General features: G+C 41.8%; 22 protein-coding genes and 2 tRNA genes. 21 read left to right on the top strand and 3 right to left on the bottom strand.

Going from position 1 to position 24,652, the window contains the following annotated elements:
* The first annotated feature begins 63 nt into the window (after positions 1-63).
* The 3 genes from HUX74_RS11070 to HUX74_RS11060 all read left to right on the top strand — a co-directional run bounded on the left by HUX74_RS11070 (position 64) and on the right by HUX74_RS11060 (position 1,024).
* Positions 64-137, top strand: a tRNA-Asn gene (locus tag HUX74_RS11070).
* Positions 138-158: 21 nt separating this feature from the next.
* Positions 159-232, top strand: a tRNA-Asn gene (locus tag HUX74_RS11065).
* Positions 233-418: 186 nt separating this feature from the next.
* Positions 419-1,024, top strand: coding sequence for an outer membrane beta-barrel protein (locus tag HUX74_RS11060; protein WP_119961374.1), 606 nt, complete (start codon positions 419-421; stop codon positions 1,022-1,024).
* A gap of 1 nt (position 1,025) precedes the next feature.
* Here HUX74_RS11060 and HUX74_RS11055 read toward each other — a convergent pair whose 3' ends face one another.
* From HUX74_RS11055 to HUX74_RS11045, 3 genes are read right to left on the bottom strand one after another with little or no spacing between them, the layout of a single operon-like run.
* Positions 1,026-1,730 (bottom strand): ComF family protein, encoded by a 705-nt coding sequence (locus tag HUX74_RS11055; protein WP_119961373.1) that lies wholly within the window; start codon positions 1,728-1,730, stop codon positions 1,026-1,028.
* 53 nt (positions 1,731-1,783) lie between these two features.
* The gene (locus HUX74_RS11050) at positions 1,784-2,581 is read right to left on the bottom strand and encodes an inositol monophosphatase family protein (RefSeq protein ID WP_119961372.1); all 798 of its coding nucleotides are present in this window, start codon (positions 2,579-2,581) and stop codon (positions 1,784-1,786) included.
* A gap of 11 nt (positions 2,582-2,592) precedes the next feature.
* Complete coding sequence (locus HUX74_RS11045; RefSeq protein WP_138344680.1) at positions 2,593-3,066, bottom strand: hypothetical protein; 474 nt, start codon at positions 3,064-3,066, stop codon at positions 2,593-2,595.
* Positions 3,067-3,863: 797 nt separating this feature from the next.
* Here HUX74_RS11045 and HUX74_RS11040 point away from each other — a divergent pair.
* The 18 genes from HUX74_RS11040 to HUX74_RS10955 all read left to right on the top strand — a co-directional run bounded on the left by HUX74_RS11040 (position 3,864) and on the right by HUX74_RS10955 (position 24,619).
* The gene (locus HUX74_RS11040) at positions 3,864-5,771 is read left to right on the top strand and encodes a serine/threonine-protein kinase (RefSeq protein WP_174646641.1); all 1,908 of its coding nucleotides are present in this window, start codon (positions 3,864-3,866) and stop codon (positions 5,769-5,771) included.
* Positions 5,772-5,777: 6 nt separating this feature from the next.
* A complete protein-coding gene (locus HUX74_RS11035; RefSeq protein ID WP_131225581.1) occupies positions 5,778-6,152 on the top strand; it encodes a LytTR family DNA-binding domain-containing protein in 375 nt (124 codons plus the stop codon).
* 16 nt (positions 6,153-6,168) lie between these two features.
* Positions 6,169-6,879 (top strand): FHA domain-containing protein, encoded by a 711-nt coding sequence (locus HUX74_RS11030; RefSeq protein WP_138344682.1) that lies wholly within the window; start codon positions 6,169-6,171, stop codon positions 6,877-6,879.
* 136 nt (positions 6,880-7,015) lie between these two features.
* Positions 7,016-7,660 carry a hypothetical protein gene (locus tag HUX74_RS11025; RefSeq protein WP_117958803.1) on the top strand — a complete coding sequence of 215 codons (645 nt, stop codon included), beginning with the start codon at positions 7,016-7,018 and terminating at the stop codon, positions 7,658-7,660.
* Positions 7,661-7,691: 31 nt separating this feature from the next.
* Positions 7,692-8,792, top strand: a complete 1,101-nt coding sequence (locus HUX74_RS11020; protein ID WP_119961367.1) for a leucine-rich repeat domain-containing protein — start codon at positions 7,692-7,694, stop codon at positions 8,790-8,792.
* A gap of 13 nt (positions 8,793-8,805) precedes the next feature.
* A complete protein-coding gene (locus HUX74_RS11015) occupies positions 8,806-9,174 on the top strand; it encodes a hypothetical protein (RefSeq protein ID WP_129643329.1) in 369 nt (122 codons plus the stop codon).
* 5 nt (positions 9,175-9,179) lie between these two features.
* Positions 9,180-10,769 (top strand): serine/threonine-protein kinase, encoded by a 1,590-nt coding sequence (locus HUX74_RS11010; protein ID WP_243634649.1) that lies wholly within the window; start codon positions 9,180-9,182, stop codon positions 10,767-10,769.
* A 52-nt stretch (positions 10,770-10,821) separates the two neighbouring features.
* Positions 10,822-12,729: a serine/threonine-protein kinase gene (locus HUX74_RS11005; RefSeq protein ID WP_119961365.1), complete on the top strand. Its 1,908-nt coding sequence runs from the start codon at positions 10,822-10,824 to the stop codon at positions 12,727-12,729.
* 4 nt (positions 12,730-12,733) lie between these two features.
* On the top strand, positions 12,734-14,917 hold the full coding sequence (locus tag HUX74_RS11000; RefSeq protein ID WP_174646640.1) for a serine/threonine-protein kinase: 2,184 nt from the start codon (positions 12,734-12,736) through the stop codon (positions 14,915-14,917).
* A 108-nt stretch (positions 14,918-15,025) separates the two neighbouring features.
* A complete protein-coding gene (locus HUX74_RS10995) occupies positions 15,026-16,660 on the top strand; it encodes a serine/threonine-protein kinase (RefSeq protein WP_138344689.1) in 1,635 nt (544 codons plus the stop codon).
* Between the two features lie 30 nt (positions 16,661-16,690).
* Positions 16,691-18,352 (top strand): serine/threonine-protein kinase, encoded by a 1,662-nt coding sequence (locus tag HUX74_RS10990; RefSeq protein ID WP_138344691.1) that lies wholly within the window; start codon positions 16,691-16,693, stop codon positions 18,350-18,352.
* Between the two features lie 12 nt (positions 18,353-18,364).
* The gene (locus HUX74_RS10985; RefSeq protein WP_119961492.1) at positions 18,365-19,069 is read left to right on the top strand and encodes a DUF3298 domain-containing protein; all 705 of its coding nucleotides are present in this window, start codon (positions 18,365-18,367) and stop codon (positions 19,067-19,069) included.
* Between the two features lie 141 nt (positions 19,070-19,210).
* Complete coding sequence (locus HUX74_RS10980) at positions 19,211-19,696, top strand: hypothetical protein (RefSeq protein WP_174646639.1); 486 nt, start codon at positions 19,211-19,213, stop codon at positions 19,694-19,696.
* A 34-nt stretch (positions 19,697-19,730) separates the two neighbouring features.
* Positions 19,731-20,639, top strand: a complete 909-nt coding sequence (locus HUX74_RS10975) for a hypothetical protein (protein WP_174646638.1) — start codon at positions 19,731-19,733, stop codon at positions 20,637-20,639.
* A gap of 18 nt (positions 20,640-20,657) precedes the next feature.
* The gene (locus HUX74_RS10970) at positions 20,658-21,377 is read left to right on the top strand and encodes a caspase family protein (protein ID WP_254592858.1); all 720 of its coding nucleotides are present in this window, start codon (positions 20,658-20,660) and stop codon (positions 21,375-21,377) included.
* Between the two features lie 19 nt (positions 21,378-21,396).
* Positions 21,397-21,960 (top strand): FHA domain-containing protein, encoded by a 564-nt coding sequence (locus tag HUX74_RS10965; protein WP_117600149.1) that lies wholly within the window; start codon positions 21,397-21,399, stop codon positions 21,958-21,960.
* A gap of 19 nt (positions 21,961-21,979) precedes the next feature.
* Positions 21,980-23,032 (top strand): PP2C family serine/threonine-protein phosphatase, encoded by a 1,053-nt coding sequence (locus HUX74_RS10960; RefSeq protein WP_165491365.1) that lies wholly within the window; start codon positions 21,980-21,982, stop codon positions 23,030-23,032.
* 9 nt (positions 23,033-23,041) lie between these two features.
* Complete coding sequence (locus tag HUX74_RS10955; RefSeq protein WP_174646636.1) at positions 23,042-24,619, top strand: bifunctional serine/threonine-protein kinase/formylglycine-generating enzyme family protein; 1,578 nt, start codon at positions 23,042-23,044, stop codon at positions 24,617-24,619.
* The last annotated feature ends 33 nt before the right edge of the window (positions 24,620-24,652 follow it).

The raw sequence follows: 24,652 nt of genomic DNA, 5'->3' as shown, positions 1-24,652 counted from the left end.
AAAGATATTGCATATTTCAAAATATCCTATTACTTTTGCAGCGCATTTGAGAAAAAACAACATTCTTCCTTAGCTCAGTCGGTTAGAGCATCTGACTGTTAATCAGAGGGTCCTTGGTTCAAGTCCAAGAGGAAGAGCGAAAAAACTTGAATGCATATTCTTCCTTAGCTCAGTCGGTTAGAGCATCTGACTGTTAATCAGAGGGTCCTTGGTTCAAGTCCAAGAGGAAGAGCGAAAAGGTTCGTCAATCAGGCGAACCTTTTTTGTTTTCCCACATTATCCCACACAAAAGACAAACACTTCTATTTCATTTTCAAAGATTTAACATACATTTGCCAAATGTAAAGTAAGGAATTTCATAAAAATACCTGTCTTTATTTATTAGAAAGACATATCTTAATCCAAGCACCAAACTACAATGAAAACTCTTTTATTCTTTTTAGTCATAGGATTCAACCTATGTACCGCAGGTAAAGCACAAACCTCTCTTGTTTCTGCGCGGGAAAAATTCCGCCACCATGAAATATCCGTCAGTTACGGCTTCCTCCCCATTACCGATGCTAATAGTATAGCCGAAGAGTTTATTGCTCCGACAGCAAGTTTTGGAATCTATACACGCGAGAAGACCAGCTATTACGGCGCTCTGAACATCAGTTATATTTATAGATTCAACCGCAAAATCAGCCTGGGCGTAACCGGAGGAATAACCGGTAATAGAGGAACGGCCAGTAGCCTTTATGAAGTTTTGGATGAAAACACCAAAGACAACCGAAGGTATCTGTATGTTCTTCCCACCTTCCGGTGGCACTGGTTTACCCGCCCCAAATTCTCTCTGTATACCTCAGCAGGGCTCGGTGCCTATTTCCTCCGGAACAGTTTTGGAGGAGAAGTCTTTCACAAGACAAAATTCTCTTATCAATTCAGTTTCCTAGGCATCGAATACGGAAGCCGGTTTGCCTTCTTCACAGAATTCGGAGTAGGATATACCGGAACAATCGTAGCAGGCGGCCGTTATCGTTTCTGACTTATGAGGCCGCCACCGCCAGTGTCAATACACTGATGCGCACGCCCTCCACTTCCTTGAGCGCATCGGCACAAGCCGTAGTGGTGGCACCGGTAGTCAATACGTCATCTATAATCAGTACATGCTTCCCTGCAAAAGCATCAGCACGACGCAGACAGAAGATACCGTCCACATTCTCCCACCGTTCATAAGAGGATTTACGGGTCTGCGTTTCCGTATGCTTCATACGGGCAACGGAAGCAGTATCTACGGGAATACCGGTGACAGCGGAAATGCCGCGAGCTATACATTCGCTCTGATTGTACCCGCGCATTTTCTGCTTACGCGGATGCAGAGGAACGGGGACAATGACATCCACATCACCGAAGAAACCGGCAGTCGACAACTCCGCCGCCATAAACCGCCCCATCACTTCGCCAAGGTCTTTCCTCCCTCCATATTTCAACTGATGGAGAATGCGGCGGAAATCACTCCCTTTATGGTAAAAGAAACAAGATGTGGCATATTCCAGAGGTATCTTCCCCCAAAACATACGTTCCACCGGATTGTCCTTACGAAGATGATAGTTTGTCCGGGGCATATCCATATTGCACTTCATGCAGATGCCCTCTTCACCCTCTTGCAAGATAGCACCACACACGGCACACTGACGCGGAAAGAAGAGATGGACAAAAGAAAAGAACCAGGTTTTAACTATGTTTTTCATCGTATAGTATTAAAAAAACGGCAACAGAGCAATACACTCCATCGCCTTGTTTGCTATAATGGCGAGACCTCACCTGCCAGCTTCAAGAATAACGGATGCAGCAGTCCGTTAGTGGCAATGATATGATGTCCGTCCAAAAAGGCGTCACTACCGCAAAAGTCAGTGATTCTTCCACCAGCCTCCAGCACTATCAGCGCCGCCGCAGAAAAGTCCCATTTGCCGATAAACGCCTCAAGCCAGGCATCAAAACGTCCGGCAGCCACATAGCAGATGGCAAGCGCAGCGGAACCAGTCATGCGGATGCCTGCCACACGCCCGTAAAGTTCATGAATCAAATGCTCACCGGTACGTGCATACCGGTCGGAATTATAAGGAAGTTCCGTCACTACAAAGGCATCCTCCACCTGCTGGACAGACGAGACCTCCATCCGTTCTCCATTCACATAAGCGCCACCTCCCTGCCAGGCATAAAAACATTCATCCCGGCAAGGGTCATAAACAACTCCCAGCAGCAGAGAATCTTTGTCGCGCAAAGCGATGCTGACACAATAGGGGGCATTATCATGAATATAATTCGTTGTCCCATCCAACGGGTCCACTACCCAACAGTAGGGTTCATCGTGATAGACAGCAGAACCTTCCTCAGCTATAAATCCAGCCTCGGGAAGAAGCTCCCGAAGCGCAGCCACCACCCGTCTCTCCGACTCCTTGTCTACATAAGAGACATAATCATGGGCTTGTTTCTTCTGTACCGCTTCCCGGCTGAAGTTTTTCCACTCTTCTTTCAAGAAATATCCGGCTTCACGGGCTATGCAGCAGACAGACTCTGTCAATATCTTCAAATCCTCCATTTCTCTACATATTAGTTCCCCGCAGCCTCTTCCGCCTGCCGGTAAATAAGCCGACCGCGCTGGCTGACCGTCCATCTTCCATCTTCCAAACGCACATTCTTTGTATCATCATCTTCCACATTCCAAGCATATCCCCCCGAAGGAAGACCACGGCGCTCCAGAATCTCGTTCGGCATTTCCTCTTCCGAAAAGAACAGTTCCACTTGGGTAGAATCGGGACTGAACACCAGAAACAACACCTTCTCCGCATCATCCACAGCGTTCATACGGACTCCTTTTTCCCACAGACGGATACAGTCTTTCTGAACCTCACTCCAGGTATATCCGGCAGATGCAATGCAACCATGCTTATCCTTATCACCACCAACGACATGTACCGTATCGGCTTGTTCAGCAACTTCCACAGTCTTTCCCCTCTTGCTACCACAAGCCACAAACAGCGCTCCGGCACATAGCAAGCATATAGATATTCCTCTTACATTCATCTTTCAGTCTGTTTATTGATATTCCGACTGACAAAGTTAAGAACAAATCGGCAATTTAAAAAGTTTCTTTTTCATTATCATCAGTGCTCCGGCAGTATATTCCAAGACTTTGCAAAAGATAAATCCACAAACAAGAATCTATTCTATAACTCAAGATACTATAACTTTATCGCACATTCTACTTGCATACTTGCATAGACACATATAACAACCTACTGCACAGAGCATTAAGTTATGCAAGCAACCACCATGCAAGTATGTAAGCAGATTTTGCTTACATAACCGTGTCCTCTTACAAAAAAGCAGGATTCTCTTACACAAGAAGCAGATCCTCCTTGCACAGAGAAGAGTACTTTCCTACGCCAACACCACATCAAAAACAGTTGCGCACAGTTGTGGAACGCTTTCTTCACAGTTGTGGAATAACTTCCTCATTAATGTGAAGAAGGCGTTCCACAACTGTGCGCAACTATAAACTACAAATATCCGGATGACAAACAGCAGGTATTTCAGCCAAGAAGTGCCCGTCCCTTTTACTCCAGCTTACAGTCCTCTTGTGTTCAACTGTAGGAAATATCCGTCCCAGAAGAGTAGAGCAGAAAAGTTTGTCACACTTAACATCATATTACAGCCACATAACCAGAAAATATGCATAATAGTACAGTTCCCACATTTCTTGCTTTTGAATTCATTAACAAGTTCTATAACTTTGAACGGCTAAGACTCTGCCCAATCATATGTTTTCACAGTGAAATAAGAGGCAAGTATCAGCAACAATTAGACAGACATATAGATTCATGCAAAGCAGCATTCACACTTTATCTTGTGGAACTATACTCCATGGCCATTCCTACAACTACCAAATTAAAGGTGTATTAGGTCATGGAGCATTCGGTATAACCTATTTGGCTTCAATTTGCCTGAAAGGCGAATTAGGCATCTTGAATAGCAATGTATCCGTAGCCATCAAAGAATTTTTTCTACAAGATGTAAGTGCCAGAAGTTCATCAGGAGATATTTATGAGCCATCTCCCAATAGCATTGCATACAAATATGGAAAGAAATTTCAAAAAGAGGCCTTAAACCTAGCTCGCCTCAACCATCAAAACATCGTTAAGGTTTTAGAGTCTTTTGAAGAGAACAACACCTACTACTATGTAATGGAGTATATCGAAGGGAGCAGTCTGGATGCATATATATTGGAGAAAGGAGGGTTGCCGGAAAAAGAAGCGCTACAATATGTAGAGGAGATAGGAAAAGCATTGCAATATATGCATTCCCAAAAGATGCTGCACCTTGACTTAAAGCCTAAAAATATCATGCGACGTACTGATAACACTTTGTTTCTGATAGATTTTGGGCTATCCAAACAAATCGACAAAAACGGAGAACCGGAATCAAGCACTACTATTGGCCTTGGTACTCCCGGTTATGCCCCCTTAGAGCAAGGTTCGCAAGAATATGGGAAAATACTCGCACCCACATTGGATATCTACGCTTTAGGGGCCACTCTCTTTAAAATGCTGACAGGAAAGACCCCGCCCAAAGCCTCTGAAATACTAAATGAAGGATTTGCAGAAGAAGAGCTGCGGCAAAAGCACATAAGCGCGCAAACAATATCGGCCATAAAAAAAGCAATGGCCCCCATGAGGATAAAGCGCCCTCAAACAGTAAATGAGTTCGTGGCTTTAACCCATAGCACTACGAACTCCCATACTGATGAAAGTGCCAAACACACTTCCTACAATAAGCAGCATGCCACATATCAAGGCATTGCCTTTTATTACGTCCAAGACGACAAACTGGTTTATTTTCTGAATGACAATATTTATGAACTGCCCCTGGAAGGAAAAACACAGGTAGAAGAGATAATAGAAAAGCCTATAAATCCGGTAATTGTACATTTCAACACCTCACTGGATGCATTCATCAAGAAAAATCGCCAGTCTATACAAGACAGCCGTTTCAAGGTCATAACATATAGGAAAAGTCTGTGCCATTATTTTGATGTATTAAGATTTATCAACAAGTACTTTGACAACGATAAAACATCAAAGATACGGGTTACTGAAGAAATCCATATCGCCTCAGCGGTACCTTGCATCATCCATTCAAATGACATGCCTATCTGCATCTGCTCCAAAGAGGAATACTGCATTGCCGAATACGGAGAAGGCCTTTATGAGGCCGAATACTCCGGAGTGGGAACTGCTGAAGAGCACATCTTACAAGAATATGATGTAACATCTCCCGCCATACCTATGACCGATTTAGAACTATACTGGAAATTCTTGCCTAAAGCCCTATCTATATGGTATTCATCTGTTATTGGCCAGATAAGTTCATTTGCCTTCCTTGATTGTCTGCCTTTTAAAGTATTGGCGGGGTATACACTAGAGAATCATGTCAGAGAATGCTCTTTTTTATGCAATTTCTGCAGCTTCCCTTTAAGGCACAGCGCCACATTTCCCGGAGACGGTGACTCCTACTTTATGGAAATAGACAGTAGACGTTTTATCATTCCGCTAAAGGATTATTTAGGATATTCTCCTGAAACAATAGAAATCACCATCGATATAAGTTACTTTTTATGTGACATCATTATCGAAGATGTAAAGTACAAAAAGCGAGTAAAAATTCCTCTAATCGGATTAATATCAAACAGCTATACAGAAGAGGATACATTAAAAACAAATAATAAATAAGTTACAATGGATACGACAACCAACTTCTTGTTTTTCAATTCACGCGATGAGCTTCTTAGATTGGACATTTCCAAGATTGTATATTTTGAGTCTGATGGAAATTACACCAATATAATACTTACGAACAAGCTACGCGGTATTATTTGCTTGAATTTAGCCCAGACCGAAAAAGTCCTTGAAGAGCGACTGAAAGAAAAGGCACGCTGCTTTGCCCGTATCGGCAAACGGTTCATCATTAATCTGAACTATGTTTACCAGATAAATGTCATCAAACAGCGACTCGTTTTAAGTGACTATTCATCATTTGCATTTCAACTGGAGATGTCCAAAGAAGCCCTGAAAAAACTGAAAGAAATATTTCTCAATATAAAATTCGCATAATAAAAACAATAATGCCATGGAACTTATCATAGGAAGAGAAGCCGGTGCATCCCGCCTGCGTATCAGCATAAACAACCAAGACCGTTTTTGGGGGAATGCCAACAGCGTACCCAAATCCGTCAGCCGCCAGCACTGTAAAGTGGTGACCGATGACAAAGGAGGCTATATCATTACCAATCTGAAACCCGAAAACGTCACTTACGTCAATGGTGTGCAAATCGAGTCCAAGCACATTTCCGGAAAAGACCGCATAGAGCTGGGGTCAGACCATTACTTCATGGATATAGCGGCCATTATAAAAGGGCTGGGAGCATCAATACCCAAATCGTTCTCTATCCGTCACCTACAAGAAGTATGGGACGAATTTCACGACACCAAACTCCAGATACAGATAAAAGAAAAGAAGTCTGCAGCAATCCGTTCTGTAACAGGCGTATTTTCCATGTCTGCCATTTTCTGCGGATTTATTCCGGGCATTGCCGACCTGCCGGCTTTGCGTGTCATTCTATATTCTACAGGACTTTTATTGGCCATCTATTTCTTTGTGATAACCTACCGGTCATCTTCCACACTTCCCAGGTTTCTGGACGACCTTGATAAGAAATTTCATAAGGACTATGTATGCCCCAACCCGGAATGCCATCATTTCATGGGATATCAACAGTATGACGACCTGAAAAAGATGACGAGCTGCCCCTATTGTAAATCCAAATTTACCGAGAAGTAAGAATCCCTTGAAAAATGAGGGATTGATACCTTAAACCGCAGGGTTTATGTAGTATACTTTTTGAAATTTGCCATTGCATGCCTCTCTTTATATTTTTGTTGCAGAATAAGTTATAAACCATTAAAAATGAGCAACTATGAAGACTAAAAAAACAAACCAGGAAAGCACAAATTCCACACAGAAAAATGTGGAACAGAAAAGTTACAATTGGCAAAATGGCGCCAGCTCATCCATCGGAGCTGCAATAGGCGTAGCGGCCGGTTCAATGGCCCAGACAGCTTTTGCAACAGAGCCAGTCACCGAAGGACCGGTACAGCCTCCCCACACTGATACCCCTACAGTAACTTCGGAAGTACCTTTAACCAATGAGCCAATTGCCCCTCAGAAGCCTGATACCCCTGCCACACCTATCATGCCCGGAAACAGCAACGATGAACCGCATAACGAAGATACCATCAGTGTGGTCTCCTATGAAACGGTTACGTGCGAAGACGGCTCGCAAATGGATATAGCCGGTGTTATTGTCAACGGACAAGAAACTCTTGTCGTTGACATCGACCGGGATGGAATAGCAGATGCCATGGTGGCAGATATGGACAATAATGGAATAATTACAGACAATGAGGTCATCAATATAGAAGAGGCAGGCATTCGCATGGAAGGATTGTCTATGGCAACCACACAAGCAACCGGCGTAAACGAGGATGCTACATTGCTGGCAGACAATGACCCAATACCCGACTATATAAATGATGCCGACGTAACCGGCTACATGGCCTAATTCTATTCATCACACTATATTTACTAAAGCTATGAAACGAACAAATATAATCACATTCATCCTATTATTGGGAAGCACCTCCCTGCTCTACGCACACGATTTCACCGTCACCGGAAAAAGTGGAGAGAAATTCTTCTTCAACATTGTAGATGCAAAGAAACAACATGTGGAAGTTACCTACCAAGGGAACATCTCTGCCCCCCAACCCTCTCTGTATACCGGTGAGATATCCGTTCCGGCAAGGGTAAAGCACAACAACACGATATACCGTGTTGTCGGCATTGGCAAGAAGGCATTCAGTAATGCAGCTTCCCTAAAAGGCATTGTACTGCCTTCCGGGCTTTCGTCCATAGGCGATTTTGCCTTTGAAGGTTGCAGCGGATTAGAGAAAATCGTATTTCCCGGCAACAGCGTCCGCTTTGGTGAAGGAGTATTCTTCCGGTGTACAGCAATCGGGCAGGTAACGTTGGGCAGCGACTGGACACAAGTGAACCTCAAAATGTTCCGCTGGAGTGACCGTTTGACCTCCATCGTCATCCCGGCAAAGCTCATCAGCCTGCAGAATTTGAAATCATTGAAACAGTTGCAAAGCATAGAAGTGGATGCCAATAATCCAAACTTTACTTCCATAGACGGAATGCTCTATAACAAAGACAAAACAATTCTGTTAGGTTGCCCCCGCGGACGCTCAGGAAAGATACGTATTCCCGACGGCACCACCGCTATACGCTGGAAGGCTTTAATCGATTGTCCCAATATAACCCAAATCGATTTGCCTGCTTCATTACAGATACTCTCGTACCGGGAGTTCTCCCAGATGGAACACCTGGAGCAAATCATCATGCGCAGAACAGAACCGATATCCACCGCAGAGCTCAACGGACAAAAAGTATTCCTGATAAAAATTGCCGGCAAGCTGAAAATCAAACTGCTCGTCCCCAAAACAGCACTAAGTTCCTATAAAGAGGCACTTTGCTCCACAGAAGGAGAATATGCTGAAGTTTCGGCCAACACTCCCGAAGGATTCCCACCCGAATATGCCCTGATACCTTCAATAGTGGAACCCACTAATATGCTGGGGAAAAGCATGTTATCCGGAGTAAAAGATTTTTCAAAATATGATAAACCCTAAATATACAGAAACAATGAAGCCGCAAAATATTATAATCGCCTCGTGCCTATTACTGATGTGTTGTATCATGAGTAATCTGCACGCATCCACATTCCACCCCCAAAATGTACGCAGTAATAACGACACAATTCAGGCCGTCAGGCTAAAAGCTTTGAGTGCTCAGGAAAAGTCTCTTCAGAAGAAGATACAGGAACAAGACAAAAAGCGGAATGCCACCTACAATGATGTCTCCACTGAGACAATGGAGAGATTAAATGACCGGCAAGACTCTATCTGCCTGGATTTACGTTCCCAACTCGTAACGATACAATTAGAAATGGCAGAAATAAAGAAAGAGAACTTGAAAAAAGTACTGAATAACTGGGAAAAGAAAGGGAATTGATTGATATGCAGTTGATAGAGGGCACCCTTCTACAAGAGGGTAAATACAGAATAGAGGGAATACTTGGGCAAGGCGGCTTTGGCATCACCTATTTAGGATGGCAAACAAGACTAAACCGTAGGGTAGCCATCAAAGAGTTTTTTATGAAAGAGTATTGCAACCGCAACGCCGATACGTCACACATTACCATCGGGACGGAAGGAAGCCGTGAACTCGTAGCTCGTTTTCAGCAAAAATTCATAAAAGAAGCACAATCCATTGCCGGACTTAACCATCCTAATATTATCCGTATACATGATGTGTTCGAAGAAAACGACACAGCTTACTATGTGATGGAATATATAGAAGGAGGTTCTCTGCAAGAATATGTGACGCGATACGGTGCACTACAAGAAACGGAAGCGCTGCATTACATCCATCAAATAGCAGGAGCATTGAACTATATCCACCAACGGCAGATGAGCCATCTGGATGTGAAACCTGGAAACATTTTGCGGAGAGAAGAGGGAGAAGTAGTGTTGATAGACTTCGGACTATCCAAGCGATACGATGAAAGCGGGCAACAGACCAGTACTACTCCGGTAGGTATCAGTACCGGATATGCACCAATGGAACAATATGTAGCTGGAGGAGTGCAAATATTCACACCAACTACAGATATTTATTCATTAGGTGCTACACTCTATAAATTGCTGACAGGAACGACACCGCCGGCTGCCAACATTGTGTTCGATGACGGACTACCAGCCTTACCCGCAAACATATCGGCAACTACCGAACGAGCGATTCGTGCTGCCATGCAACCCAAAAGACAACGTCCACAAAGCATAAAAGATTTTTTAGAATTGTTGAATAAACCGGAAAGAGAGGATATTACCATCATTGCCAAGAAAGAAAAGTTGCCTCCCCCAAAACAGCCCTCCAGCAGTAACAAGTTACCCATATTTATAGGGGTTGTCGTCGCACTTTTGTTAGCAACAGTTGTCTGGTTTACTCAAAAACCAAGTGATACCACTCCTCTTAAAGAAGAAGCCTTTGCTACGGAAGTAATTCCAACTGAAAACAATCCGGTAGATCTTGGCTTGAGTGTGAAATGGGCAGCCTATAATGTCGGAGCATCTTCTCCCGAAGAATACGGAGGACTATATGGATGGGCGGACCCGACCGGAGAAAAAAAAGCAACAAATAGTAGCGATTCTCTCAGTGGCACTCCCCCTTTCAACATCAGCGGCACTCAATATGACATTGCTCGTGCTAAATGGGGAGAGAAATGGAGGCTACCTACACAGCAAGAATTAAAAGAATTATCTGATAAATGTATATGGAAATGGACTGAATACAAAAAAGTTGCAGGCTATATGGTAACAGGACCGAATGGAAATCGAATCTTCCTCCCTGCATCAGGATACTGCTACGCTTACGGTGGAACGGTATATGGTCGAGGAAGAAATGGCCGCTATTGGTCAGGAACACGAAAGACGGCTAATAGCACTTCTAGTAGCGCCTCCAGCCTCGTCTTCAGTATTAACGGCTGGAGTCCGTTGTACAGCGACTATTGTAAGGAGGGAAATTCCGTTCGCCCCGTATCAGAATAAACTGTTATAGTTTGCATTATTTTAATTTTAAATTCCGCCAAAATAAAAAACTATGCAATTACAATCAGGTTCTTTCCTTCAAGGAGGAAAATACAAGATAGAGTCCATATTGGGACAAGGTGGCTTTGGAATTACTTACCAAGCCCTTCAGACCGGATTGAACCGTCAAGTAGCCATCAAAGAATTCTTCATGAAAGACTACTGCGAACGCAATGAGAAGACTTCACATATCATTATGGGTACCCAAAGTAGCCGGGAGTTAGTAGAACGATTCCGCCAAAAGTTTATCAAAGAAGCCCAAATCATTGCAGGATTGGCGCATACACACATTATATCCATCTATGATGTATTTGAAGAAAATGACACAGCTTATTACGTAATGGAGTATATAGATGGCGGTTCTTTAAAAGAACGGATTGAAACCAATGGAGCAATGTCCGATTCTGAAGCATTAAGTTATGTCCTCCAGATAGCTGATGCGTTGGAATATCTTCATCACCGTAAAACCATGCACCTGGACGTAAAGCCATCCAACATTCTGCTTCGGAACAATGGAGAAGCTGTACTAATAGACTTCGGTATATCCAAACGTTATGATGACACCGGTAACCAAACAAGTAGTACGCCAATCGGTATCAGCAAAGGATATGCACCTTTGGAACAATATAAGCAAGGTGGAGTAAAAACATTCTCACCAGGTACAGACATTTACTCTCTCGGAGCAACATTGTTTTATTTGTTGACAAGCCAACAACCGCCAGAGGCCAGTGATGTGAATGACGAGGGACTGCCAGCATTGCCAACAAAGATAAGTCCATTGATAAGAAAGGCCATACAAGGTGCAATGCAACCTCGATGCAAAGATAGACCGCAAAACATTAATGAATTTCTCACATTATTGAATGAAGGGATAAAACCTGGTTTGGAAAATGAAACTACAATATTAGATACCCCTAAAAATGAATTTGTAGCAAAAGAGCATCCTTCTTCCATTCCAAAGCCTCAACGAATTTTCTTATTCAAAAAAGAATGGCTTTGGGGAGTTATAGCTCTAATCCTTATATTATGTACTATTTGGCTCAGCAGAACCAACAAGACGAGTAATATCGCACAAGACAACTCTTTAGCTATTGGGCTTGACAGTACTGTATCCGACAGTGCTATACTTACATCGCCTATATCTATGAATAATTCGGCTCTGCATGATTCATCTATTCGGTATGAGAACTCTAATACAGAAATTGGGCAAACAAGAACCAATGTTCAACACAATGAAATCTCAACAGATCAAATTGTAGATTTAGGTTTAAGTGTAAGATGGGCCGGGTGGAATCTCGGTGCCTCAACTCCTGAAGAATATGGGAATTTATACTACTGGGGAGATTCCACGGGAACAGCCAGCAGTGGACCTACCTCTATTAACATTTATGATTTTGATGATATTTGTGGCTCGGAATATGATATTGCCCGAACTCAATTAGGGAAATATTGGCGTATGCCAACAGCAAAAGAATTCATGGAACTTAGAGATAAGTGCAAGATAACATGGACCACTTACCAAAAAATAGGGGGATACAAAATTACCGGACCCAACGGCAACAATATATTTCTGCCTGCTGTCGGTATCAAAAACGGACAAAATATAGAAAATCGCGGTTCCATAGCATATTATTGGACTGGTTCCGTAGCTTTAATAGGAGGGGGATTTGTCAAATTCAAAAGAGGACGCGCTTTCCTATTGAAAGATTCAGTTAGGGTTATGCCCAATAATGTTGCACTCCCCATTCGCCCTGTTATCCCCAAAGAAGAAAAACAAAAGAAAGAAGAGCAACAAAGAAAGAAAAAAAGAAAGAGCCTTGAAGAACGAGTTCCCAAATTTGCATCTTCTCCAGCAGATAGATTTAATTCAGAGATTTGTTACAATTGTAACATAAATAATAACAAACAATCAACTACTTAATAATATGAGTAATATAAATAATTATGCACTTAAACAAAATACCATTTTATATGGTAAATCACATACCTATACCATAGAAAAGATATTGGGTCAAGGCTCTTTCGGCATCACCTACTTGGCTATGACCCAAGTCAAAGTTTCCGGAGCATTGGGTGAACTCGAAACAACCATACAAGTTGCCATCAAGGAGTTCTTCATGAAAGACATCAATGGACGAGAAGAAAATACTGTTACTTGTGGAAGCAGAGGAGGGGTCTATTATGACTACAAAAAGAAGTTTTCGCGCGAAGCCGAAAACCTGAGTAAGCTGAACCATCCCCATATCGTTAAAGTGCTGGAATACTTCGAGGCCAACAACACAGTCTACTACGCCATGGAATATGTAGATGGAGGAAATCTGGATACATACATCACACAACAAAAAGGCTTGACGGAAGCAGAAAGCATTATGTATGCCAAACAGATAGGAGACGCTCTATCTTACATGCACGCTCATAAGATGCTTCATCTGGACTTGAAACCTGGAAATATTATGCTCCGTAAGAATCAGGAAGCCGTACTTATCGATTTTGGCTTGTCCAAGCAATATGACGAAAATGGGAAACCGGAAACAAGCACTACAGTGGGAAGTGGTACCCCCGGATATGCACCGATAGAACAGAGTAATTATCATGAAGGTAAAGACTTCCCGGCAACGATGGACGTGTATGCGCTTGGTGCAACTATGTATAAGATGTTGACGGGAATCCGTCCACCAGAGGCTTCAGAAATATTGAATGACGGTTTTCCTGCATATGAGCTACAAAAACATCAAGTAAGCGATTCGTTAATAGCCAGTATCGCAAAAGTCATGTCGGCTATGAAAAAAGACAGACCGCAAAGTGTAGCCGCATTTTTAAGTATATTGGAAAATAAGGATACGGAAACAACTCCCCAAGAAGATATAGGAATAACGCTGGAGGAAGCTACGGTTATCCAAACATCCGCCAATGAAGAACAGACTATGCCTTCAAGTGACGACATATCTTCCCAGCCCCACCCCAAAAATCTAAAATATATTATTCTTGTCCTAATAGCTGTTCTGTCTATTGGAGGAATTATAGCCTATATTACTTCCAGAACAGGTTCCAACTCCGATACAGATACAGAAACAGAATGGCTGTCCGCAACAGACACTGTAACAAATTCTGAACCGAATAACGCATCATCAGTAACAGTACATGCAAGCACATCTGCTGAAAATATAAACCCGAATTCTCATGTAAAAGAAAATGCAGCGACCGGGAATGTAGAACGCCCTGCGCAACAAAACACCGAAACAGCAAACCTGAGTGCCATGAGTGCCAATATGCCTCCAAAGAAAAAGAACGGCTTTAAGGAAACAGCCAAAGCAGCAGAGCAAGGGAATACAGAGGCCCAATATGAGTTAGGAAGAATGTACTTTCTTGGTCGGGATGTCGCAAAGAATGCTACTGAAGCTGAAAAATGGTATCAAAAAGCAGCAAATCAAGGAAATGCAAAAGCCCAAAATGAACTGGGGAACTTGTATTATACGGGACTTAATGTTACGCGAAATTATTCGGAAGCAATAAAATGGTATCAAAAAGCAGCAGAACAAGGCATTGCAAGTGCCCAATATAAATTGGGATATATGTACGATTATGGGCAAGGTATTTCTCAAAATAGGGTAGAAGCTGCAAAATGGTATAAGAAAGCAGCAGAACAAGGAAATGTGGATGCACAGTATAGACTAGGCAATATGTTTTTCTACAAGGTAGGCATTCCAGAAGATATAGACGAAGCTATAAAGTGGTATAAGAAAGCTGCAGAACAAGGAGATATTAAAGCCCCAAAAAAATTAGGAGAGATATATTCCAATGGAGCCAGAAAAAAAGACCCAGAAGCTATAAAATGGTATAAAATGGCTGCAGAGAGAGGGGATGCTGAAGCCTTAAAACGACTAGGAGATATATACGAGAAAGAAAATGCCTTGGAAGCAGTAAAGTGGTATAAAATGGCAGTAGAACAAGGCAATGCTAGTGCATCTTTTTATTTAGGGCTAATATACGAATATGGAAAACCCGGTATTCCTAAGAACAAGGCAGAAGCAATAAAATGGTATAGGAAAGCAGCAGAACAAGGAAGTGAAACTGCCCAAAAAAATCTACGCAAACTTGAGAATGAGTAATAGAGTTCGCGTAGAGATAGCAGGTACTTCCTTCTATACGATTATTTCATACAAGAATCGCCATCTGTATATAGATTACCATTTCAATTTCCACCAAAATAAAAAGCTATGCAATTACAATCCGGCACTCTCCTCCAAGGAGGAAAATATAAAATAGAAACAGTCTTGGGACAAGGCGGCTTTGGCATCACCTATCTTGCCACACAAGTGGCCTTAGAACGCAAGGTAGCTATTAAAGAATTCTTCATGAAGGAACATTGCAACCGTGACGTTGCAACTTCCCATGTATCAGTCGGTTCACAAGGCAGTCAAGAATTAGTAGCACGTTTCCGCCAGAAGTTCGTAAAGGAAGCCCGGATGATAGCCGGGCTGAATCATCCTCACATCATTCGTATCATTGATGTGTTCGAAGAAAATGAGACAGCCTACTATGTAATGGAATACATGGGAAATGGCTCTCTTGCAGAATATCTAAAAAGGAATGGAGCAGTCAGAGAGTCTAAGGCCCTCCATTATATCTACCAGCTGGCTGATGCCTTAAAGTTTATTCATCAGCACCAAATGAACCACCTTGACATAAAGCCAGGGAATGTATTGTTAGACAATAATAACAACGCCACCCTTATAGACTTTGGACTATCCAAACGCTATGACGGTGAAGGGCATCAAACCAGTACAACCCCTATAGGCATCAGTGCCGGGTATGCTCCAATGGAACAATATAAGCAAGGAGGCGTCAGCACCTTTTCTCCTGCAACAGATATCTATTCTTTGGGAGCAACTTTATACAAGCTCTTGACAAATGAGACTCCACCTGATGCCAGTGATGTGAATGACGACGGGCTTCCTCCACTTCCACCGAGTATATCCCAATCAACGGCCTATACAATTGAGAAAGCCATGCAACCGCGCCGTAGAGACCGTCCACAAAGCATTGATGAATTTTTATCGTTATTGACTAATAACAATAAGCCATCAATGCAGTATAATGAAGAAGAATCTGAAACAACTATAATTCCCTCTATCTCCCCAAAGGCAGAAGAAGAACCGGGTTCACCCAACATTCCTCCCAAACGAGCCAATCATCTTTCAAACCGGGAAATATGGTTGATTGCAATATTAATATTGTTGGTAACCTCTATTTTTGTAATAAACAAAACAAGCTACAATGTGCCTGCTCAGAACTCTGATACAGCAGTTGCAATAGAAAATCCAATCCCTAATCTTCCGGCCCAACCAATTGATTTAGGATTAAGTGTAAAATGGGCAAGTTGGAATGTAGGTGCAAGTTCTCCGGAAGATTATGGAGGCTTATATGGCTGGGCAGACCCAACAGGAAACAATACATCTACAAATAATACTGATTATCCCAACAACAATCCACCCTCCAATATATGCGGCACCAATTATGATATAGCTCACATTAAATGGGGAGAAAACTGGCGTTTACCCACAAAAAATGAAGTGTTGGAATTATGCGAGAAATGTTCATGGAAATGGACTTCATATAAAGGGAGCAATGGGTATATGATAACAGGCCCCAGTGGAAATTACATTTTCTTACCAGCAGTAGGTCAACGCTATGGCACTAACATTGGCAGTCAAAAAAACTTTGGCTATTATTGGTCAGGGACTTTATACTCCACGGGATATTCAAACTACCTTTCTTTCAGCAACACCCAATATCAGCTAAGCTTCACCCTTCGCTATCTTGGATGTTCTGTCCGTCCCGTTTCAAAGTGACCAACATTTAAAACAAAATTCAAAGTTAATATGCAAGGAACTCAACAATCATTAAGAAAAGGTACTATTCTATCTGGTAATTCCTACAATTACAAGATTGAAGGTATTTTAGGCCAGGGGGCTTCCGGTATAGCCTATCTTGCTTCAATACAACTTCAAGGAGAGTTAGGTTGCCTAAATACCCATACACAAGTAGCCATAAAAGAATTTTTTCAGAAGAATTTCAATGGTAGGGAGGGCACTACTGTAACTTGTTCCAATGAAAAGGCTTTTAAAGAATATAAAACAAAATTCCTTCGGGAAGCCAAGAATCTTTCAAAACTCAAACATCCACATATTGTAGACATCCTGGAAGCTTTTGAAGCAAACAATACTTGCTATTACGTAATGGAATATTTAGAAGGCGGGAGTTTTGATTCTTATATAAAAACAGAAAACGGTCTCTCCGAATCAGAAGCTTTGACATGCATCCGTCAAATAGGGGAAGCACTGCAATTCATGCATAACAATAGGATGTTGCATCTTGATCTAAAACCGAAGAATATAATGCGGCGTAAAGATGGTTCTATAGTATTAATCGATTTCGGCCTTTCCAAACAATACAATTCACAAGGAGAACCTGAAACAAGTACTGCCATCGGATATGGCACCCCAGGCTATGCCCCAATTGAACAAAGCTGTTATCGCGATGGAGAAGGTTTTCCTATAACAATCGATATTTATGCCTTAGGAGCTACATTATTTAAAACATTGACCGGAAAAACGCCTCCCAACGCTTCTAATATTATGAACTATGGCTTTCCGGAAGCCGAATTGCAAGAAAGAAACATCAGTAACAAGACCATTACTGCCATACAGCATGCAATGAAACCAGAAAAGAATGCAAGAACACAAACTGTAGAAACTTTTATCCAGGAAATTGAAGGAGGTCATGCAGAAGACACCATTCTTATTGAAGATAATTCATTGATAGTTTTGCCGGAAACAAACAAAATAACCCTATCATTAGAAAAGGTATTCATGGGAAGTGATAGAAATTTTTCTACAGATATTATAATCACCGCAAACTCTATTGCACTTACCGTAAAAGTATTCACTATACCAGAAACCAAGATACAGACTTATACTTATCCATATACCTCTCAAAAATTCAAAAAACTATTATCAAACCTACGAGAGTTAAGTTTACAAACAGCTTATGACTCATTCAATTATGAAGTGGATAATGCACCAGATATTTTTTACCGCATGCGATTCTCCCTCTTCTCTACAAAAAAATCCTATGCAGATATAAAGGTGGAGTATGAGGCTTTAGATGAATTACGCACCAATGAATTGCCCAAAAACTGGCATGGCATATTCTCAAGGCTTCAAAGGGCCATCACTTCCCAAATTCCTTCTTTCAACGAAACTGTTCTCACAGTAGTTTCTAATAAAACGCCCCCTGAAGAGGGAGCAAAGGTCATAAGCATAGCAAAAGAAAGCTTTATGGCCATCTTTGCTGGAGTCATGACTCTAATGCTAATAATTGGACCCAACATAGGAGTAGGAGGAATTATCACCATAACAAGCCTTGTCATCTTACCAGACTTGCTCATATTTTGGTTATCACCTCGAAAGAAGCTTCATGCGATTTTATTTTCTGCAACAATCATACTACTACTCGCAATCAACCATATAACACATCAATAAATCTTATAGATTATGCAATTACAAAACGGAACTCTTCTGCAAGGAGGAAAATATAAAATAGAAACAGTCTTAGGACAAGGAGGGTTCGGCATCACCTATTTGGCCACCCAAACGCTAACCGACAAAAAAGTCGCTATAAAGGAGTTTTTCTTTAAAGAATATTGTGAGCGTGACAATGTGTCGGGCACAGTAACAGTGCCAACAACCAGTAAGAAAAAATTTGTAGAGAAGTTTCAAAAGAAATTTCTAAAAGAGGCTAAGATTAGCTCAGACCTCAATCACAAGAATATTATACGAGTGCTTGACGTATTTCAGGAGAATGACACTTCCTACTATAGCATGGAATATATCATTGGAAAATCGTTGGCACAAGAAATTAATGCCAAAGGGAAAATTGATGGAAAAAAATTCTCAAAAGACATGATTATGCGCCCTTATGCGATACAAAACGACATAAAAGCTGGTTTGAAAAAATATTTCGGGGTGGTGACCGATGACGAGCTGATGGACAACCTTCAACTGAACAACGAATTATACAATATCAACAACCTCCCTCTGCCCGAAACAGACCCATGGATTACAAAAGATGGTGTTTTCTTCTCGTATGCTCCCTATGAAATTGCCAGTTACGCAGCAGGCGCTCCCTCCTTTGTGATACCCATCAGCAAAGTCAAGAACCACGTCACTTCTACAGCAAAAACATTCTTTGATGAATAAAACGACCTCATCAGCTTGAGAATGACCACCTATACGGTTATTTCATACAAGAATCACCGCATTTCATGTAATATACACAAATCCTTATATAGGTTATCATTTCAAATCAATATCTTTGAAACATAAAAGAAAACATTGGTTATGGAAAAGAAGCTGTTAAAAGTCTCAGAATCAGAATACGCTAAGAATCTTGGAGTAGCTGCAAGCGCGGGAGCAGCAATAGGAGGAGCGGCTTTTGCAGCAGCAGCTTATTCAACAAGAGCATGGGAAACTGACTCTAATGAAGACAACGAGACACTGGAAATTGCAGAGGAAAGCAGCACTGATGAGATGATACAACCAGAAACTGTATCTATAGAAATATCAGATCCCGTCACTGCAGACATAGCCTACACCATAGACCCTCTTTCTCCGGCTGAAAGTGAAGCGATAGACATGGCCAGTACGGAGAATGATGAAATTGTCATCGAAGACATTGAATATCCAGACGAAGGAGATATCTTTCAATCAGATATGCAAGACGTCATGGACTGGGTAGCAGGAGAAACGATGGATATTCCTTTGCTGGACAATGCTATATACAGTGATGATACCATTGTAGAAGACAGTCAACTGTTTTCTATATGAAAAGACATTATTAATACTAAAAAATATCAGCCTTATGAACTCAGAAGACACCATTCTTAACCAGCAACAGAACGACAACGAAGAAACATTGCCGAACAACAATCAGAGCACCTCAAAGGAACAGCCTGCGAAAAAAGCCAGTTCATGGAAACATGTAACAATAGGTGGCATATCTGGAATTTTATTAGGTGGCGCCAGTACCTTTTTCACCAGCTCTTCCAGTGCCGCCAATGACAGTGACGCTCCCAGCCACGGCAACCAGTCAGCAACAAGCCATGGCTCTACTCCCGTTTCTCCAGACTCACACATCTCTGTAGAAGGGTTACCGGTTGCAACAGTCAGTGACGATATGTCTTTCAGCGAAGCCTTTGCAGCAGCGCGCCAGGAGGTAGGACCGGGAGGAGTCTTTGAATGGCACGGTGGCGTATACGGTACATATTACGCCAATGAATGGAGTGACATGACACCAGAACAGCGGGCAGAATTCGGAAGCCGCGTTTCCTATGGAGCAAGTGGTTCGGGAAATCACGAGACAGCAGAACACGCTACAGAAGAGAGCCATAATGTAGCGGAACATCATGCAACGGAAGAACCGGAAATAGTCAATGTGGAACATGAAAATGCACACGTTGAAGATGAAGTTCAGATTGTAGGAATCAGTGATGAAACCATGGATGACGGCTCGATGGTTACCATCGGACAACTGGAAATAAACGGACAAGAAGTTTATGTGGTAGATGTGGATCATAACGGCACTTTCGACCTGATGGGAGCCGATGTAAATGGAGATGGAGTAATCAGCGAAAATGAAGTCTACAACATACAAGACCAAGGACTGGAAGTTGCCGATTTGCAGCAGCAGATGGATGCAATACCCTCGGATGATTATCTGGCAGATATGCCTGATTATATTAATGATGCTGACTCCAGCGGATTTGCCTAATCAACGGACAAGATGAGAATGAAGCGGATGTTATTTTCACTGATATGCATATGCTTGTTTAGCCTGCAAAGCCTGGCACAGAATATATATTTAGTTTCCGTAGGCATTGCAGACTATCCCGGCACAGAGAATGATTTAACATTGCCTGCCAAAGATGCAGAGACCATACAATGGATATATCAGAAAAATCAGAAAGCAGAAACAATATTATTAACCGATGCACAAGCCACCCGAAGTAATGTATTAAGCAGTATGACGCGAATTTTCAATAAAGCCTCAGCCAAAGACATCATTGTCCTTTTTTTTAGTGGTCATGGATATAAAGGTGGATTTGTGGGCTATGATGCAATGATTACTTATCAAGACATCAAGAAAACAATGGCAAAAAGTGCAGCCAAGAACAAAATGATATTTGCAGATGCATGTTTCTCTGGAAAGATGAGAGAACCACGTAGAAACTCATCGAATATATCCCCCTCTTCATTAAAAGTAATGCTGTTCCTTTCTTCCCGTGAAAATGAAGTCTCTATAGAGTCTCCTTCCATGAAAAACGGGTTCTTCACAACATGCCTGCAACGGGGACTACGAGGCGGAGCCGACGTAAACCGTGATCGGATCATCACAGCTAAAGAGCTTTTCGAATTTGTCAGCCAAGGGGTAAAAAAGCTGTCAAGGGACAAGCAGCACCCTGTCATGTGGGGTAAGTTCAGCGATTCTATGCCGGTAATGATATGGTAACAATAATAGAATAGAACAAATGGAATCAGAATTATTAAGAATCAAGTGTCCGAACTGCGGTGCCGTTCTGACTATAAAAAAGATAGCAGGCCTGGAAACCAAGAGTATTCCATGCCCAGTATGCAAAAAGGCATCAAAGTACATTGACTACAAAGTTCCCAAACAACAATATACTCCACCAAATGAAAATGATGACACCACCATGGGAGATGAAACCCACATTGACCATTCAAAAAATCAGAGTATCGGCAAACTCCAGAAAATTGGCACAAGTCATATGTATACTTTATCCCTAGGGATAAATACAATCGGACGAAAGGCACAAACATCAAACGCCACTGTACAGATTGATACAGATGACCTTACAATGAGCCGTTCACATTCCATTATTGAGGTACGCAAACTGAAAACCGGTGGTTATATACACTATTTTTCGAATGCTCAAAACAAAAATGCCACTTATATCAATTCTGGATTAATTGAAAATGGCGACCGTATCATACTGCATGGAGGTGAAATCATAAAAATGTCGAATACGACATTGAAATTCATACTTCTTTCTGAAGATGATACAATCATTTAAACCTAAAACAAAATTGGATATGAAATATGTTTTAAACCCCTTAACTATCTACGAATTGGGACAACGGAGCAATCAGGAAGATTCCATCTTCCCCGTATCAGGTGAAGTAACGGCAGAAGACCGCCTGTTTATCGTATGCGATGGAATGGGTGGTCATGAGTCGGGTGAGGTTGCCAGCCAGACAGTATGCCAAACGATGAGTGAATACATCTTGTCACAAACTTCACCGGAAGGGGCTTTCACAGACGAGCAATTTAACGAGGCGCTCAATGCAGCCTATGATTCATTAGACCAAAAGGATAATGGTGCCGCCAAAAAGATGGGGACCACCATGACTCTTCTGAAATTTCATAGTGGCGGATGCCTGCTTGCCCATATCGGTGACAGCCGCATCTATCATATCCGACCTTCTGAAAGATACATTTTCCACACAAGAGATCACTCGTTGATAAACGACCTATATGACATCGGTGAAATCACCCTTGAAGAGATGAAAACCTCAAAGCAGAAGAATGTCATTACCCGTGCCATGCAACCCAACCTGGAAAGACGTCCTAAAGCAGACATAAAACATATTACAGACATCCGCCCCGGTGACTATTTCTTCATGTGCTCGGATGGCATGTTAGAGGAAACTGACGATAGTGACTTGTTGAATATCCTCTCTGACCCTGACACAACAGATGATGAAAAAATACAAATCCTGACCAAGGTCAGTGAAAACAACCGGGATAATCATTCTGCATTTCTTATTCATATTTTAGACTTAATTCCGGATAATTATACAAAAGAAGAAAAAGGCAAAGAAGAAAGTCCTATAGAATCCGTTCCGGACAACCGTGTCATGACTGCTGGAACAAGGACAATCGAAAGAGAGGGGAAAAAGAGCGCTGAAACTAAAGAGGATAAGAGACAAAAGCGCAGGCTGCCGATTGTCAAGATTCTTGCATTCGCCATATTACTTTTTATCGTTATCTACGCCGCTTCTTTCGTTCTGTTGAAAGCTATAAAGGGGGAGAAAGAGCATTCCAAAACAAATCACCAAATAGAAAACACTATATTACAAAAATAATCCAAGAATATGCAGCTACTATCGGAAACATCTCTGCAAGGAGGCAAATATAAAATAGAAAAAGTACTTGGCCAAGGTGGTTTTGGCATTACTTACTTAGGGCTTCAGACGGGACTGAACCGGTCTGTCGCCATTAAAGAGTTCTTTATGAAAGAATACTGTGAACGCGAAGAGACTACTTCCAAAGTTCTTCTGGGCTCACAAGGTAGTCGAGATATAGTGGACCGTTTCCGAATAAAATTCATAAAAGAAGCTCAAACCATTGCCCAGATGGACAATCCGCATATCATCCGCATTCATGACATTTTTGAGGAAAATGCAACTGCATATTATGTAATGGAATATATTGACGGAGACTCTTTGGACAGGTTAATACAGAAGCAAGGGAAGTTAGACACCGCGGTAGCATTAAACTACATCTGCCAAACAGCTAAAGCATTACAGTATATCCATCAAAAGAAGATTTTACACTTAGACATCAAACCTTCCAACATTCTGCTCAGAGGTGAGGAAGATGCTGTATTAATAGATTTCGGAATTTCCAAACGATATGATATAGACGGAAGTCAAACGAGCACCACTCCTACAGGAATCAGTAAAGGTTATGCCCCCATAGAACAATATAGACAAGGTGGTACAAGCATGTTCATGCCCAGCACAGACATTTATTCATTAGGCGCTACCATGTATAAGTTACTGACAGGAGAAACACCGCCCGAAGCTTCTGACATTGTAGACGAAGGATTAACAATTCCAGATTATATAGCTCCCAGAATAGCAACTGCAATAGAAAAGTGTATGGCTCCAGCACGCAAACAAAGGCCACAATCTATTACAGAATTTCTGTCCCTGATAGCAATGGAGCCTCATGAACATCCTCAAGACGGTACATCTTCTTCTAAGGAAAACACGGTTATACAAAAAAGGACAGACCACCAATATCTATCAATTGACGTAAAAGGAATTTTATTCAAAATGTGTTTCGTTGAAGCAGGAACTTTCATGATGGGAGCTACTTCAGAACAAGAGCACGAAGCCTATAGTGACGAAAAAAACAACAAAAGAGTGGATATACAGAACTTCTACTTGGGAGAAACCACTGTTACCCGGAAATTATGGAATGCGATTATGGAAAACTATCAATCGGAATCCAAAGAGGAGAATCTTCCTATCGAGAATATATCATGGATTGACTGCATAGATTTTATTCAAAGACTAAACAATGTTACCGGACGCAAGTTCCGTCTTCCAACCGAAGAAGAATGGGAGTATGCGGCACGAGGAGGAAATCAAAGCAAAGGGTATAAATACGCCGGTTCAAATTCTATTGATGAAGTTGCATGGTATGATGAGAACAGCGAACATCACACCCATCCCGTGGCTTTAAAAAGACCGAATGAATTGGGATTGTATGACATGAGCGGAAACATTCAAGAATGGTGTTCCTCTTTCTACGAATATGGCTCAAATCGGACTCTACGAGGCGGATGCTATTTATCATCACCACGAAGATGCCGTGTTTCATGTAGAAACAACAATAGCCAAGTGTATCATGATGCAAGCATAGGATTACGATTGGCTTTATAAACAGCTACGGAGCGGGATTCCACATGAACTTCC

It is taken from the genome of Bacteroides sp. Marseille-P8574 (genome assembly GCF_902825465.1).
In the GTDB taxonomy this organism is placed as follows: Bacteria; Bacteroidota; Bacteroidia; order Bacteroidales; family Bacteroidaceae; genus Bacteroides; species Bacteroides uniformis.
This window is presented reverse-complemented; position numbering and strand designations above follow the sequence as displayed.

Bases quoted from the DNA above. Each gene is read 5' to 3' on its own strand.
- HUX74_RS11000 (WP_174646640.1), top strand. From the start codon at position 12,734: ATGAGTAATATAAATAATTATGCACTTAAACAAAATACCATTTTATAT.
- HUX74_RS11025 (WP_117958803.1), top strand. From the start codon at position 7,016: ATGAAGACTAAAAAAACAAACCAGGAAAGCACAAATTCCACACAGAAA.
- HUX74_RS10995 (WP_138344689.1), top strand. From the start codon at position 15,026: ATGCAATTACAATCCGGCACTCTCCTCCAAGGAGGAAAATATAAAATA.
- HUX74_RS10990 (WP_138344691.1), top strand. From the start codon at position 16,691: ATGCAAGGAACTCAACAATCATTAAGAAAAGGTACTATTCTATCTGGT.
- HUX74_RS10970 (WP_254592858.1), top strand. From the start codon at position 20,658: ATGAAGCGGATGTTATTTTCACTGATATGCATATGCTTGTTTAGCCTG.
- HUX74_RS11030 (WP_138344682.1), top strand. From the start codon at position 6,169: ATGGAACTTATCATAGGAAGAGAAGCCGGTGCATCCCGCCTGCGTATC.
- HUX74_RS10960 (WP_165491365.1), top strand. From the start codon at position 21,980: ATGAAATATGTTTTAAACCCCTTAACTATCTACGAATTGGGACAACGG.
- HUX74_RS10980 (WP_174646639.1), top strand. From the start codon at position 19,211: ATGGAAAAGAAGCTGTTAAAAGTCTCAGAATCAGAATACGCTAAGAAT.
- HUX74_RS11015 (WP_129643329.1), top strand. From the start codon at position 8,806: ATGAAGCCGCAAAATATTATAATCGCCTCGTGCCTATTACTGATGTGT.
- HUX74_RS11035 (WP_131225581.1), top strand. From the start codon at position 5,778: ATGGATACGACAACCAACTTCTTGTTTTTCAATTCACGCGATGAGCTT.
- HUX74_RS10955 (WP_174646636.1), top strand. From the start codon at position 23,042: ATGCAGCTACTATCGGAAACATCTCTGCAAGGAGGCAAATATAAAATA.
- HUX74_RS10975 (WP_174646638.1), top strand. From the start codon at position 19,731: ATGAACTCAGAAGACACCATTCTTAACCAGCAACAGAACGACAACGAA.
- HUX74_RS11060 (WP_119961374.1), top strand. From the start codon at position 419: ATGAAAACTCTTTTATTCTTTTTAGTCATAGGATTCAACCTATGTACC.
- HUX74_RS11040 (WP_174646641.1), top strand. From the start codon at position 3,864: ATGCAAAGCAGCATTCACACTTTATCTTGTGGAACTATACTCCATGGC.
- HUX74_RS11045 (WP_138344680.1), bottom strand. From the start codon at position 3,066: ATGAATGTAAGAGGAATATCTATATGCTTGCTATGTGCCGGAGCGCTG.
- HUX74_RS11020 (WP_119961367.1), top strand. From the start codon at position 7,692: ATGAAACGAACAAATATAATCACATTCATCCTATTATTGGGAAGCACC.
- HUX74_RS11055 (WP_119961373.1), bottom strand. From the start codon at position 1,730: ATGAAAAACATAGTTAAAACCTGGTTCTTTTCTTTTGTCCATCTCTTC.
- HUX74_RS11010 (WP_243634649.1), top strand. From the start codon at position 9,180: ATGCAGTTGATAGAGGGCACCCTTCTACAAGAGGGTAAATACAGAATA.
- HUX74_RS10985 (WP_119961492.1), top strand. From the start codon at position 18,365: ATGCAATTACAAAACGGAACTCTTCTGCAAGGAGGAAAATATAAAATA.
- HUX74_RS11005 (WP_119961365.1), top strand. From the start codon at position 10,822: ATGCAATTACAATCAGGTTCTTTCCTTCAAGGAGGAAAATACAAGATA.
- HUX74_RS10965 (WP_117600149.1), top strand. From the start codon at position 21,397: ATGGAATCAGAATTATTAAGAATCAAGTGTCCGAACTGCGGTGCCGTT.
- HUX74_RS11050 (WP_119961372.1), bottom strand. From the start codon at position 2,581: ATGGAGGATTTGAAGATATTGACAGAGTCTGTCTGCTGCATAGCCCGT.